This is a genomic window from Paenibacillus sp. FSL K6-2393, from assembly GCF_038002545.1.
Classification (GTDB): domain Bacteria; phylum Bacillota; class Bacilli; order Paenibacillales; family Paenibacillaceae; genus Paenibacillus.
The window spans coordinates 2,097,995-2,112,395 of sequence record NZ_JBBOCU010000001.1 but is presented as its reverse complement, the minus strand read 5'-3'; the positions used below and the strand labels follow the sequence as shown (position 1 = coordinate 2,112,395).

15 protein-coding genes are annotated in these 14,401 nt (G+C 45.9%); 2 read left to right on the top strand and 13 right to left on the bottom strand.

Features of this window, described 5'->3' with window-relative positions:
- Positions 1-223 precede the first annotated feature (223 nt).
- The 12 genes from MHI14_RS09225 to MHI14_RS09170 all read right to left on the bottom strand — a co-directional run bounded on the left by MHI14_RS09225 (position 224) and on the right by MHI14_RS09170 (position 10,728).
- Positions 224-595, bottom strand: coding sequence for a diacylglycerol kinase family protein (locus MHI14_RS09225; RefSeq protein WP_017687246.1), 372 nt, complete (start codon positions 593-595; stop codon positions 224-226).
- On the bottom strand, positions 595-1,092 hold the full coding sequence (gene ybeY / locus MHI14_RS09220; protein WP_036615036.1) for an rRNA maturation RNase YbeY: 498 nt from the start codon (positions 1,090-1,092) through the stop codon (positions 595-597). Before ybeY ends, MHI14_RS09225 begins: the two co-directional genes overlap by 1 nt.
- Before the next feature lie 113 nt (positions 1,093-1,205).
- Positions 1,206-3,455 (bottom strand): HD family phosphohydrolase, encoded by a 2,250-nt coding sequence (locus MHI14_RS09215; RefSeq protein WP_341131689.1) that lies wholly within the window; start codon positions 3,453-3,455, stop codon positions 1,206-1,208.
- A 16-nt stretch (positions 3,456-3,471) separates the two neighbouring features.
- On the bottom strand, positions 3,472-4,443 hold the full coding sequence (locus MHI14_RS09210; protein ID WP_017687243.1) for a PhoH family protein: 972 nt from the start codon (positions 4,441-4,443) through the stop codon (positions 3,472-3,474).
- A 6-nt stretch (positions 4,444-4,449) separates the two neighbouring features.
- Entirely contained in the window at positions 4,450-5,643 is a 1,194-nt protein-coding gene (yqfD, locus tag MHI14_RS09205) for a sporulation protein YqfD (RefSeq protein WP_091028416.1), read from the bottom strand.
- Positions 5,640-5,933, bottom strand: a complete 294-nt coding sequence (yqfC, locus tag MHI14_RS09200; protein ID WP_017687241.1) for a sporulation protein YqfC — start codon at positions 5,931-5,933, stop codon at positions 5,640-5,642. The genes yqfD and yqfC overlap by 4 nt, the downstream gene beginning before the upstream one ends.
- Positions 5,934-6,113: 180 nt before the next feature.
- Positions 6,114-6,716 carry a hypothetical protein gene (locus MHI14_RS09195; protein WP_091028413.1) on the bottom strand — a complete coding sequence of 201 codons (603 nt, stop codon included), beginning with the start codon at positions 6,714-6,716 and terminating at the stop codon, positions 6,114-6,116.
- A 13-nt stretch (positions 6,717-6,729) separates the two neighbouring features.
- Entirely contained in the window at positions 6,730-7,740 is a 1,011-nt protein-coding gene (floA, locus tag MHI14_RS09190; protein ID WP_341130218.1) for a flotillin-like protein FloA, read from the bottom strand.
- 158 nt (positions 7,741-7,898) lie between these two features.
- Positions 7,899-9,221: an NfeD family protein gene (locus MHI14_RS09185; protein ID WP_051447387.1), complete on the bottom strand. Its 1,323-nt coding sequence runs from the start codon at positions 9,219-9,221 to the stop codon at positions 7,899-7,901.
- Positions 9,222-9,503: 282 nt separating this feature from the next.
- Entirely contained in the window at positions 9,504-9,947 is a 444-nt protein-coding gene (locus MHI14_RS09180; RefSeq protein WP_017687237.1) for a GatB/YqeY domain-containing protein, read from the bottom strand.
- Between the two features lie 15 nt (positions 9,948-9,962).
- Entirely contained in the window at positions 9,963-10,136 is a 174-nt protein-coding gene (gene rpsU / locus MHI14_RS09175) for a 30S ribosomal protein S21 (protein WP_005547957.1), read from the bottom strand.
- Between the two features lie 232 nt (positions 10,137-10,368).
- On the bottom strand, positions 10,369-10,728 hold the full coding sequence (locus tag MHI14_RS09170; protein ID WP_024628477.1) for a histidine triad nucleotide-binding protein: 360 nt from the start codon (positions 10,726-10,728) through the stop codon (positions 10,369-10,371).
- A 247-nt stretch (positions 10,729-10,975) separates the two neighbouring features.
- Here MHI14_RS09170 and MHI14_RS09165 point away from each other — a divergent pair, with 247 nt between their 5' ends.
- Positions 10,976-11,899, top strand: a complete 924-nt coding sequence (locus MHI14_RS09165; RefSeq protein WP_341130217.1) for a PLP-dependent cysteine synthase family protein — start codon at positions 10,976-10,978, stop codon at positions 11,897-11,899.
- Between the two features lies 1 nt (position 11,900).
- On the top strand, positions 11,901-13,034 hold the full coding sequence (locus MHI14_RS09160; protein ID WP_339310130.1) for a bifunctional cystathionine gamma-lyase/homocysteine desulfhydrase: 1,134 nt from the start codon (positions 11,901-11,903) through the stop codon (positions 13,032-13,034).
- A gap of 763 nt (positions 13,035-13,797) precedes the next feature.
- On the opposite strand, the gene MHI14_RS09155 is transcribed toward MHI14_RS09160, so the two are convergent.
- A complete protein-coding gene (locus tag MHI14_RS09155) occupies positions 13,798-14,142 on the bottom strand; it encodes a hypothetical protein (RefSeq protein WP_036674796.1) in 345 nt (114 codons plus the stop codon).
- Between the last annotated feature and the right edge of the window lie 259 nt (positions 14,143-14,401).

Here is a 14,401-nt window from a genome sequence, read left to right as displayed (position 1 = left end):
ACTCCGAGTCCAGAATAACCCTTCGATCGCTGTTATCCCCAGATTTTTTGATTCACTTTTTCAAAGTAAAAATCCGGGGATAAAGGCGAACGCTTCGCTTCTACAGGTTTATTTCTGTCCTCTTCGTTATCGTGTAACGTCTATAAGTTCAACTTAAAAAAGGTCTAACTTTACAAAGTTGTGTAGTATTAAAATCACAAAACGAATCAAAATCAAAACAAAATCAGTACAAACCCAGCCAGCTCATCACCGGCTTAATGAAAACGATACAACCGATGATGACGGCGAATACCGCTGCCAGCAGAACTGCCCCGGCCGCGGTATCCTTTGCCGCTTTTGCCAGCGGATGGATATGGGGGTGTGCCAAGTCAACCGCTGCCTCTACAGCCGTGTTCATCAATTCAGTCACCAGCACCAAAAAGACAGCGGTCAGCACAAACATCCAATCCGTTCTTGAGATTCTGAAAAAAAAGCCGGCTACACACATCAAAATAGCCACTCCCGTGTGAACTCTCACATTACGCTGAGTCCGCAACCCATATGCGATTCCTTCCGCAGCATTGCGGAATACCAGACCCCAGGAGCGCCTTTTCATTATCGTGTCAACCCGGCCTGGGCCAATACCGCTTCTTGTTTACCCATCATTTCAGCCTCACTTGCTTCATCCTGATGGTCATATCCGAGCAGGTGTAAAAAACCATGGACAAACAGAAAACCAAGTTCACGTTCAAATGAATGTCCATACTCCTCACTTTGCAGGATGGTCCGTGGTACGGAAATGATGATGTCTCCAAGAACATCCGGCATTTCTTCCATTTCTTCATCTTCGTCCAGCTCATAGATAATATCAAGCTCTTCATCAACCGTTTCGTTCATCGCAAAAGACAGTACATCCGTAGGACGGTCAATGCCGCGATAATCACGGTTCAACTCATGGATCTGCTCATCGTTTACAAAAGTCAGAGCCACTTCCCCGTCTGCAACACCTTCCGCTTCTCCTGCAAGGTTCAGCAACTGTTCCAGCATTGCAATCATCGGGTCTGTAATTTCTTTATCCTGTTGTTCATTATTCCATGCCAGATTAAGACTCATTCCTTCATAACTCCTATCTACTAATATTAGAGGTTGTTCAAAAAGACTATCTAACTTCATCCCATCTTCTCGGTACTGAAAACCAACCTTTTTGAACACGAACTATTATTAAATTAGCCTGCTTCGGGTGAAGTCGGCTTTGGTTTCTTAATCTCCTCCGGATATTCGATCCTGGAGTGGAAGATACCCATCACCGTTTCCTTTAATGTTCTGGCGACGATATCCAGTTCACGCATCGTAAGGTCACAATCATTGAATTGATGATCGTCCAATCGTCCTTTAATAATCTTCTCAATCATGGACTCCACTTGCTCCACTGTCGGTTTGCGCAAAGATCTCACAGCAGCCTCCACACTATCGGCAATGCCAACAATAGCCGATTCCTTGGACTGAGCCTTTGGCCCAGGGTAACGGAAATCTTCTTCCATGAAATCAGGCTCAACGCCTGCTTCTTCCGCCTGGCGCAGTGCTTTGTGATAGAAATAGTGGAGAAATGTCGTGCCGTGATGCTGTTCCGCAATATCCCGAATAGGTCTGGGCAGCTTGTAATCCTTCTGCATTTCCACCCCATCGCGCGCATGGGCTACGATAATGGATTTGCTCAGTTTCGGATCAATTGAATCATGCGGATTCTCCATATTGTTCTGATTTTCAATAAAATAGATGGGGCGCTTCGTCTTGCCAATATCATGATAATACGAACCCACTCGGCAGAGCAATCCGTTAGCTCCTATGGCTTCTGCTGCTGCTTCGGACAGATTGCCTACCATAACGCTGTGATGATAGGTACCCGGTGTCTCCGTCAGCAACTTACGTAGAAGCGGATGGTTCGGATTAGACAGTTCTACCAGTTTGAGCGCTGACAAAATGCCAAATGAAGTTTCGAAAAATGGCATCAGCCCAATGACCAGTATGGCAGTTAATACGCCACCCGCAAATGCAAACCCAACGCCATACAGTGTCGTGGTTCGATTCCAATCACCCGAGTCAATCAAAGCCAAGGTGAAGACGGCTATGGACCCGAACAGACAGACCATAATGGCTCCTTTCAGGATCGTTGATCGCTGGCTAGCCTTATGAGTTGCAAAGATCGCAACAAATGAAACCAATACAGCGAAGAAACCTAATTCGAAGTCAAAAAGCTGACCCTGATGGGTATTCAAAATGATGCTGGACAACATACCGATCAAAATCGAACATACAAAGGCAAGCGACGTATCCAGCAAGAGCGCAATTAACATCGCCCCTACCGCAACAGGTGCAAGGAAGCCCACATAAGACCTCTCATTGGTTTGGATAATCGCTGTCACATGCATAACCACAATCGTAATAATAAAAATGAGAACAAGCATCAACAGCTGCGCATTATTATATTTGAAATGTGTTCCGCTGCCTTGCTGAATATACATCAGAATGGCTGCCGACAACAGGCAGGAAAACATAAGAAGTCCAAGCTGTGGCCAGTAGTTCACTTCATTTTTCAGCAAATCATTTTCATCCAGCAAAGTATACATCTCCGGGGTGATCATCTCACCCTTGGCAACTAATGTGTCCCCTTGCTTGATAAAGACGGTTTGCGTGTTCTCACGCGCCTGCACTTTCGCTTCCTTGGTTCCCTCTTCATCGTAGAAGCGGTTAGCGGTCACCACGAGGCGAGCAAGCTCTTGTACGACCTCACGTTGCGTACGCTTACCAAGAGAGCTGACACTCACCATCTCAGCTACTTTGGCACGGGCAGTGGTTGCATCGCTGATCTGATCCGTCATTAACCGGGCAACAATATCCCTCGCAACCGGTTTCATCTCCTGGATATCATCCGATGTCAGACGCGAGATTTTGATGTAAGTTTCTTCAGGAATACGGTAGCTTTGCTCCTGTACCACATTTCTGATCTCTTCCAAAAGAGTCTCGGAGTATGTACCGGCTTTCCGATTATTATTGATATAGTTGGTCACAAAGTCCTTCTGGCGCTGCGGAATTTCATCCCGATAAATATCTATCTTGTCCTGACTTGAAATCTGATCATCCTGATTTAATCGATCTACACGATCAAGCAGGGTAGTCATCAAATTTTCATTTCGTAACTGGACAATCTGAAATATCGGCTGTACCCGTTCAGCAGCTTCTTCCTGTGCTTTGAGTGTGGCCTTGTTATTCGGAATCTGCATGGGCGCAGCAATATCCACTTCACTCCGTGTACCTTCCTGAATATCATACCGCTCAGGGAGCAGCTTGGAAGCCAGACTCACGTAGAAAAGAATCACCAGAAACAAAAACAGAAGATAGCGTGCCCACACGCTATACTTCCATCCTGTAGCCTTATTCTGAAAAGATTTGCCTTTTGACGGTTCCTTCGAGGTCACTTTAGACAATCCCTTTCTATGCTTGATTTTCTGCGGCGTGGTTGTAAGCCACGATAATTTTCTGGACAAGGGAATGCCGTACAACATCTTGCTCGGCAAAATAGACAAATCCAATCTCGTTAACTTCATTCAAGATCGTATTCGCTTCCACAAGCCCGGATTTCTTACCACGCGGTAAATCAATCTGTGTCACGTCTCCGGTGATGACCATTTTGGAGCCAAAACCAAGACGAGTCAGAAACATCTTCATCTGTTCCGGCGTTGTGTTCTGTGCTTCATCGAGAATGATGAAGGAGTCATCCAGCGTACGCCCCCGCATGTAGGCGAGTGGCGCGATTTCGATTAACCCTCGCTCCAGTGCCTTAGCGGTCTGTTCTTGTCCCATAACGTCATACAGGGCATCGTACAGCGGTCTCAGATACGGGTCTACCTTTTCTTGAAGATCACCTGGCAAAAAACCAAGACTCTCTCCCGCTTCAACAGCAGGCCGTGTGAGCACAATGCGTTTGACGCTGCCTTCTTTAATTGCGGCAACAGCCAGTACAACAGCAAGGTAGGTTTTACCCGTACCGGCAGGACCAATGCCAAATACAATATCACGTTTTTTAATTGTAGTTACATAGTGCTTCTGCCCAATGGTTTTAACACGGATTGGTTTACCTCGGTATGTCGTTGTAATCTCACCCTTGAACAGATCCAATAGCTGGTCTGCCCGCATATCCTTGGCAAGTTCAATCGCATACTTCACATCTCTCTCGGTTAACACATATCCATTGCGTATCAATTGCAGTAACACGTCAAATAATTGTTCAAGCGATTCCACCTGCTGTGCGTTGCCAAATATCACAATCTCCGCTTCACGGGATGCAATCTGGGCGGGAATCTCGGATTCAATCAGTTTAAGAAAAGTATCTTGGGGTCCAAAAAGAGATTGGCCCTCTCCCGCACTCTGGAGGGAGATTTGTATGCTGCGTGTTTGCTCTGACAAATATCCTCATTCTCCTTGACTATGGACTAGCGGAAGTTCTTCCGCAATGCTTTCTTCTACTTCAAATAAGACTTTCATATAAACTTTACCATTCTCTTTCTTCTCATGCAAAATTTTTTCACTTATAATTTTTGTTCCTTTGCCGTTTTTGGCGATAATATCGTTCCTTGCTCCTTCCAATCCTTTCGTTCTGGCCCATTCTATCGTCTGTTGTTGCTCATGCTCTCGGGTCTCCAGATCTTTCTCTGTCAGCCAACCCATGGGAAGTGTAAAGGATCGCCACGTCAATGGTTTATGATTACTCTCGGTATCAAATGAACTGAACGGTGTACTTCCGTACCCCCACAGTTGGATCGCCCATTTCCCCAGCACCATGTAAAAACGTTCTTTGCTCTCACCTGTCATTGTGTTATGTTTTTGCACCAGCGGAACCTCTACCTGATACTCACGCCATACCAGACCACGAACTTCGCCTTTGGCAACGATGGTTTTAGTGTTCTCCTCATCCCCGAGAATCCCCGAGATCAATACCTGACCCTTTTTGACACGCATGTCCTTTTGAACAACAGGGCGTCCCTGCTCCGCATAGATTTGAGTGACCACAGCATCTGACTTGCTGATCAAATGTCTGGGATTCAGCAATGGTTCGCGCTTGGGTTGCGCCGATTCTACGACCTGAATGGTAATGGTTGTCCCCTCTTTGCTCACGCCAATCCATGTTACATCCGGCAGAGCGAGTGCAAGCTGTCTGGAGAGCTTGTCTTGGCTTTGCAGACGGAACCCCCATTGCAAAGGATATATACCCTCTTTCTTCGCTGCTGCAAGCACCTCGTCGGTGGGAATGGTGACGTTACCCTTGACCTCCACACTCCATACCATGGACGACAACGCAAACAAAGCTGCTACAAAAAACAGCATACCCCCAAGAAAGAACTTCCTCCGCAATAAACGGGCCGCAAAAAAGGGGAAACCGCTGCGATGGGTTACTTTCACCCTGCAGCCTGTCCGTTTCAACACAGGACGCAACCTGAAAAAATGCGGCAGCAGAATGTTCATCTCTGCCACGCGTCCATCGTAAGCACGCAGGTTCCACACTTCCAGCCCCTGCTCTGCCACCGTGTTGATCAATGTTTCAATGTCTCCCCCAGTGACCGTGATTCGGACTGCTCCCCGCAGTTTGTACAGACTGGGCTGCTTCATCCGTTCCCCTCCACTCCATTCATATGAATATCCAGAATCGTTCCTTCAACAGCTACTTCATCCGGCAAAATGTTACGTATCACCAAGGCAGTTCCTTTGATCTCCAACTGGCCTTGGGAAAGAGCCAGCACGATGCGATCCGGGGTGAAATGGATGACACCGCGATGATTCTCTATATACAGTTGCTTACTGCCGATCAGGGTTAACCGTGGCATATCATAAAGCACATCCTGCGGCAGATCCAACACTTCACTGGTCCATCTGCGCAGCTTGCGGCTGATCCGGGTCATTCGAAGGTCTTCCCCCTTCCTCTACAGTTCAACTTATGCGCAGATTTATGAAATTATGAAAATTCCGGGGCGTGTTAGGGACGAATGTTGAGAAAAAAGGATCGCACACAGAAAAAGCCGTCTCCGGCGGCTTTATGCTCACCAGAGACGGCTTTATTTCCGTCCAATAAGTTGACCTGTTTACAGTTTTCCTCTTGTACCAAACGGTTGCTTGGAACGAGGAGAACCCAGTACTTCTGCCCACAGGACACCTGTGCGAATATCAGCAGGACGAAGCGGAGACGCTCCCGATTCATCAATGCTGGTCTCATCCCAACTGGAATCAGACACAACTGGCCGATTCGCAGAAGAGATGCGATTCAAGCGTTCTTCAATCAAGCGCTGCTGTTCTTCCATGCCTCTCATCTGTTCCTCAAGTGAATTTTCCATGGCACTCATCGTGCCCTCACTTCTGTAGTCAGTTGCGGGGCGAGAAGATGCAGCAGGCTCCGAGTACGGCTGATCATACTGATTCTCATACTGCACGTCATCATACCGATCGTCATACTGTTCATCATAACGTGGGTCTGCAGGTCCGGAAGACTGCTGCTGCGGAGATGAGTTGTCTCTTGAGCGTTCATCCCGGCCTGAATCACCGCTGCCTCCAAACGTAGGCATCCCGTTGGCAGGACGCTTTTTGTTCGGATCAGCCGATTTGGCAGCTTTCCCCAAGAAAGAGAAGAGCGCAAAACCGATGACGGCCACAATATACAGATTATCAAAAATCCATTCAAATAGGCCCATATGCACTCACCGCCTATCTTTCGTTTTTGGAATCACCCTGATCGTTGGAATTCGAACCTTCACCAGGTTTTCCCAATGTATTACGCATTTGAGTATCCGCTTCAATATTCTTCAGGTTCATATAGTCCATAACACCAATCTTACCACTACGCAGAGCTTCAGACATTGCCAAAGGTACTTGGGATTCGGATTCAACAACGCGTGCTCTCATTTCAACTACGCGCGCTTTCATCTCTTGCTCTTGGGCTACGGCCATTGCGCGACGCTCTTCCGCTTTCGCTTGTGCGATACGTTTGTCAGCTTCTGCTTGCTCTGTTTGCAAGAAGGCACCAATGTTTTTACCTACATCAACGTCCGCAATATCAATGGACAGGATTTCAAAAGCAGTACCTGCATCCAGACCTTTGGACAATACGGTACGGGAGATCAGGTCCGGGTTTTCCAGGACGTCTTTGTGAGAATTGGAGGAACCGTTTGTACTTACGATACCTTCACCAACACGGGCGATGATCGTTTCTTCACCAGCACCACCGACGAGACGGTCAATATTGGCACGAACCGTAACCCGCGCTCTAACTTTAACTTCAATACCATCTTTGGCTACCGCAGAGACAATCGGTGTTTCGATAACACGTGGGTTAACGCTCATTTGTACGGCTTGTAATACGTCACGACCTGCGAGGTCAATAGCAGCAGCACGTTCAAATTCGAGTGGAATGTTGGCACGTTGTGCAGCAATCAGAGCGTTTACAACACGGTCAACATTACCACCGGCCAAGAAGTGACTTTCCAGTTGGTTCATTGAGAGTTTAAGACCGGCTTTGGTTGCTTTAATCATTGGATTAACGATACGGCTAGGCGTTACACGTCTCAGTCTCATCGCTACCAGAGTAATAATACTTACACGTACGCCGGATGCAATCGCTGAAACCCAGAGCATAACCGGGAAAAAGCTGAAGAATACGCTCAATACGATAATACCTACTACCGCAATGAGCAAAATCGTAATCATAGATGTGTCCATTGTTTAATTTCCTCCATTTGCAATTAGAATTTGATAAAAATATTTGAGAAGGCATTCATAAGTCCGCTGCTAAAATTAAAGAATGCACCACGCTGGCAGCTTCAGCTAATGGTTATGTACATTGCCGAAGCGTTAATCCGCTTCGACAACAGAGCGAGTTACACCGGCAAAGCTTGCTGAACCACAATCCGGGTACCTTCCGCTTTAATCACAATAATCGGAGTATCGATGGGAATAAAATCTCCGTCCGTCACAACGTCAATTCGTTCCCCTTCAAACATCGCTGTTCCAGAAGGACGAAGTGGTGTCAGACTGATTCCTTGCAGACCAACCAGCTCTTTGCGTTCTGTGGCTGATGAATAACCCCGATCCGCAGACATGCTGTCACTCAATATGAACCGATTCCATATCCCTCGATCCTTAAAGATAATTGAGATGATCGCAATGACTACCAGTGCTGCTCCAAAAGCGATACCCAGAGATACAAATGCATCACTCGTATCATAAGCAGCCCTTACAACACCGGCCACAAGCGCAATTGATCCCAAAATCCCCAGAATACCAAAGCTCGGAATAAACATCTCCAGAATCATCATGATGAGTCCGACGGTAAATAGCACCCATGTCTCTGCTCCGGCAAATCCCGCAATGTAATTACCCGAGAAATACAACACGAAACACACGATACCTACAATACCAGGAACTCCAAAACCAGGAACAATCAATTCAATGATTACACCCGCGATTCCGAGGAATAATAACACAGTCATCACAACCGGATTGGTAAGAAAAGAGGAGATATTCTCCGCTGTTGTTCGTTCTACCTTAAATACGTCATCCTGACTGTAACCTGCCCAAGCTGCCGCTTCTTCCGGTGTGTTGCTGATGTGGTCGGCATAACCAACTTTCAGCGCTTCTTCAGCCGAGAGAGCAATAATTTCACCTTTTTGCTTGGTTTTATTGATCTCTGGCATTTCAACAACGATGTTAACATCCGTCATTCCAGCTGCAATCTTGCCATCACGACCACTGATTTCTGCCGCTCCCTGCATTTTGCTTTTCCAGAATGCAACAAGTTTTGGATCATCAACATGTTTACCCGTACTGTCGACCATTGCTGCCGCACCAATCATACTGCCTGGTGACATTACGATCTTATCTGCATTCAGAGCCAGAAAACTCCCGGCTGAAGCAGCATCTCCACGAACAAATGCAACAGTCTCAATCGGACTGTCCTTGATCAGGGTACCCAATGCTTCTGCAGTGTCGACACGGCCTCCCGGCGTATTGATATCAAGAACGATCAGGCCAGCATTCATCTCTTCTGCTTGTTTGAACCCGCGTTCCATGAATTTGCCAAGTCCCTGCTCGATTGGTTTATCAACCGGAATAATATATACGGCACCACTCTTCTCAGCTGCATGCGCTGACGGTGATCCAATCCAGACAGGAAGCAACAGCGTCAGCAGCATTAAGAGCATCAATGGCCCCGTAAGCTTCTTCCGGCGCTTTCCCTTCACAATAGTCCCCCCTTTTCCATTAATGTTATACTGTCCAGCTTATGGTATTTATTACGTGCAATGCAACATTTCGTTTCAAAATCTTAAAATTATATTTGAAAACTCGATCAATTGCAAGAATAAAAATCCATAATAATATATATTAACCATTAAAAAGAAATTTCGTCATCCCAAGGACATCATGCTTTCTGATAAATGGAAAAAACACCTCCTGACAAGTCAGGAGGTGTTTATTGATTTGCTTTATTGCAGAAATTGTTGAACTGCTTGATTTACCAGTTTGCCGTCCGCTTTGCCTTTAACTTTCGGCATAAGGGCCGCCATGACTTTCCCCATCTCGGCTTTCGAAGAAGCACCGGTTTCCTGGATGGTCTGCTGTACAATAACTTTAATTTCTTCTTCGGTAAGCTGTGTGGGAAGGTACTGGATGAGTACTTCAATTTCCGCTTTTGCATTTGCCGCGAGATCTTCACGGCCCGCTTTGTCAAATTCTTGGAGGGCATCTTTGCGCTGTTTGATTTCACGACTCAGGATATCAAGCACTTCGTTGTCATCCAAATCTCTTTTCAAATCTATTTCAAGATTCTTGATCGTCGAACGAATCAACCGAATGTTGGAGAGTCTGAACTTGTCCTTACTCTTCATCGCTTGCTTCATATCTTCGTTCAATCGTTCGCTAAGATTCATGTAGTTAAAATCCTCCTAAAACTTTCTCTTACGAGCAGCCTCGGACTTTTTCTTGCGCTTTACGCTTGGCTTCTCATAATGCTTACGTTTCTTCACCTCAGCCAATACGCCATCTTTAGCGATGGAGCGTTTAAAACGACGAAGTGCAGCATCAATAGTCTCGTTTTTGCGAACTTTAGTTTCAGACACCAGTTTTCCCTCCCTCCGACCAGACCGTCCAAGAGCAATAACACGGTTCATCATCTTTCATTATAGGCGAAAGGTAATAAAGGTGTCAACCTCAATGTAATGATCACTTATTTGAATCCATTTTATAACTCAAAGGTATTATGAAATGAATTCATTATATAAGCATTTGGTCACACATTCGTGGATTTAATGCATATGACTAAATCCTCAATATTAGTACCCATTAGCTCGTTTATTTGTGAGAATCGGACAGACTTGTCAACACGCCAAGTCTGGTACCACCCAACAAATGGTAATGCAGATGATGAACGGTTTGTTCTCCATCCTTACCACAATTGTTGATTAAGCGATATCCTGTTTCCTCCACGCCAAGACGCTTAGCCGCTTCTTGAGCAGCCAGATGAATCTCGCCGATCAATGGCAGATCTTCTGCAGTAACTTCATTCATGGAAGCAATATGTTTCTTCGGAATGACAAGAACATGCGTCGGTGCAGCGGGCTGGATGTCATGAAAAACGATAACATGGTCATTCTCAAGCACTTTATTGGAGGGAATGCTGCCCTCTACAATTTTGCAAAATAAGCAATCCATAGTTCATACCCTCCTTTGTATTCCAGTGTATGTATTCCCTTCTATCATACTAGAAGTAAAAACCCACGTCCAATCTCTAGACACACAACCAGGTAATCTAGGTCAACTCTCCATCTATCATCAAGTCGAACACTATACGACATTGGATGTATACCAAGCCATTTTATTGAAATATGGTTTTATCACGCACTTTTCCCAATTAAACAAATATGTATGGTTAATGACACACAAAAGGAGATTGGTTAATTTGACCGTTTATCAGCATGTACAGGAACTTATAGGTAATACGCCTCTGCTTGAATTAACTCGTTATCCATTACCGGAAGGAATCCGCCTGTTCGCCAAACTGGAATTCATGAATCCTGGAGGAAGTGTGAAAGACCGGATCGGCAAGTTTTTATTGGAGCAGGCCTTGGCACGAGGAGATGTTAAACCAGGTGGAACGGTGATTGAAGCTACCGCCGGTAATACAGGAATTGGTCTTGCAATGGCGGCTGTAGGCCTGAATTTAAAGGTCATTTTCACCGTACCTCAGAAGTTCAGCGTTGAGAAGCAGCAGTTGATGAAAGCCCTTGGTGCTACGGTCGTCAACACACCCACATCCGAAGGAATCACTGGTGCCATACGCAAGGCGGAATCGCTGGCGAAAGAAATACCGGACTCGTATATTCCAGGTCAGTTCTCCAATGCGGATAACCCACTCGCACATTATGAACATCTGGGCCCTGAGATTTGGCGTGATCTGAACGGGCAGGTGGATGTATATATCGCCGGAGCCGGGTCTGGCGGAACTTTCATGGGAGTATCTCGCTATTTGAAGGAGCAAAAACCGTTAATTAAAACATGTATCGTAGAACCCGAAGGTTCGATTCTCGGAGGAGGTCCATCGGGACCACATCGTACAGAAGGAATAGGGGTCGAAACGTTATCTCCTTTTATGGATGTGAGTTACTTTGATGCCATTCATACGATCTCAGATGAAGATGCCTTTGAGCGGGTCAAGGATCTGGCCTTGTTGGAAGGCATACTGGTAGGAAGTTCCTCAGGTGCAGCGATGCAAGCCGCATTAAACGAAGCCGTTCACGCACCTCCGGGAAGTAACATCGTCGTTATTTTTCCGGATAGCAGCGAACGGTATTTAAGTCAAAATATCTATAATGGAGGTCAATGAAATGAGACCCAAAACAAAGCTGATTCATGCAGGTATTGTTGGTGATCCACACACTGGGGCAGTGAGTGTACCGATCTATCAAGTAAGCACGTATGAGCAGGAATCGGTTGGCGTACACAAAGGATACGAGTATTCACGTACAGGCAACCCTACCCGTCATGCGTTAGAAGAAGTTATTAAAGAGCTGGAGGATGGCGTTCGAGGTTTTGCTTTTAGTTCGGGAATGGCTGCAATTCACGCTGTAATGTCTCTGTTGAAAACTGGAGATCACGTCATTCTAACGGATGATGTATACGGCGGGACCTATCGCATTTTCACCAAGGTGCTGAATCGTCTGGGGATCGAGTCTACCTTTGTAGATACCACCTCACTACAAGCACTGGAGCAAGCTTTGCAATCCAATACGAAGGCCATCTATGTAGAAACACCTACCAATCCGTTACTCAAGGTCACCGATATTGCTTCTGTAGCGAAATGGTCGAAACAACATGAATTGTTGTTCATCGTGGATAACACGTTTAGTACGCCTTATTGGCAGACACCGCTGGCTCTGGGGGCAGATATTGTACTGCATTCTGCAACGAAATATATCGGTGGTCATAGTGATGTCGTGGCAGGACTTGCGGTTGTTAACAGCGAGCAACTTGGAGAAGATCTGCATTTTATCCAAAATGCAATCGGCGCAGTCCTGGGACCCATGGATTCCTGGTTGTTAATGCGAGGTCTTAAAACATTGGGATTACGGATGGAAGCGCAAGAAAGCAATACAGAGCAGCTTGTGACATTTCTGAATCAGCATCCAACGGTGAGCAAAGTTTATTATCCCGGGTTGCCCGACCATCCACAGCATAAGCTCGCTTCCACGCAAGCGAGAGGATATGGCGGTATGGTTTCCTTTGATGTAGGCAGTGCTGAAAAAGTAGATGACGTGTTAAGCAAAGTCCGTTATTTCACATTGGCTGAAAGTCTGGGCGCGGTGGAAAGTTTAATTTCTGTCCCTGCCCGAATGACACATGCTTCCATTCCCTATGAACGTCGGCAAGAATTGGGGATCACGGATGGTTTGATTCGGATCTCCGTTGGGATCGAGGATGTTGAAGATTTACTTGAGGATTTGAAATCTGCATTAAGTTAAGTACATTTTGAAGTCCATGCTGGCTGATCTTGGAGAGGGAGTAGTGGACGATTTTCCAAGGAACACAGGACGTCTTATTTGATGTTCAGGCTCTCATTTGAAATTATAAGGAACATCAGGCACGTTATTTCCCGAAATAACTCAAAAAAATGCTGAAAGCGGCTGTTTATTCGGTTATAACGTGTCTCAGATTCCTTAAAATTTTGCGGGTGCTTCAAATCCTTGAATAAGATGCCTCAGATTCTTCAGCGCTCACATCATGCTCTGCTCCTCCAATCGTGGGCAAGAGAACAGCATCGATTCCACCCGAAGGGAAGCTTTTTATCGGAATAGAGAATTACACTTTGCGGTGTCTTGATCGTTCGCTCACTCATGGGCACGTTCTCGCTTATTCAGGATGCAGCTACGTCGCTTGCTGCTACGGACACGTTAAGGCTGGCTTCTGCTTTCAACAGGTTTAAAATGCACCCGTTGTTCCATCCATTCATCATCGACCTTACACTAATTAGGTTCAAAAAAAGGTCTTACCTTACAGAAGTTCGCTTCTGCACAGGCATGACCTTTTTTGGATATTCGGTATGTTGCCTGTAGTATTGCAATGACTGTTGCGATACATCAGGCTGAGACTCCGTATGTGATAAGACCTCTCTATTTCTTGCTGTACTGTACCATGAATGAAACATCCATCCTCAGCTAGTTATTTTCGAGATTTCATAAGAAGCATGAGAATGAATCACTGTAGTTGTGCCTGTTTTTTTTAATTTCAATAGTACGGTAAAAGGGTTAACGCTGTAAGCGCAAATAACGGGAGCACCAGTCGGTTAAAACGTCTACGGCCATAACCATAATACGGATAAGGTGTAGGGTAGCCGTAACCTGGATAAAATCCGCGAGTATGACCTATCGGATAGTTCGCTCCCGGCATTGCATTTGGAGCCCAGTTCGCATGATTCACCATGGCTTCTGGTCCAACGGGAACAGCCAAGTAGATCATTTCGTCATCCACATTTTCCATAATGCCATCGTAGTGCATACCGTCATTCATCTGTACACATACATAACGGTGCATGTGTTCCTTGCATATTTTCTTCGCTTCCACTTTTTCCACTTGCCAACGCCTCCCTGATTCTGCTCTTGATCACCTTTTCATGGTATTCAGAACTGGGCGAATTGACACTACTGACGAAAAAACACAAAAAAGAAGCACCCCGTGAGCGGCTTCCTTGGAAGTCTGCTGCGCGGACATCTATTCAGGAAACGTCCTGATCAGATGTCCGCCGGGGTACTTAAATAAAGTTTGTCGGCTTAACTGTAGTATAACAGCGGGATGAACCTGTATCTGTGATGTAACTCACTCCGCTATGTTA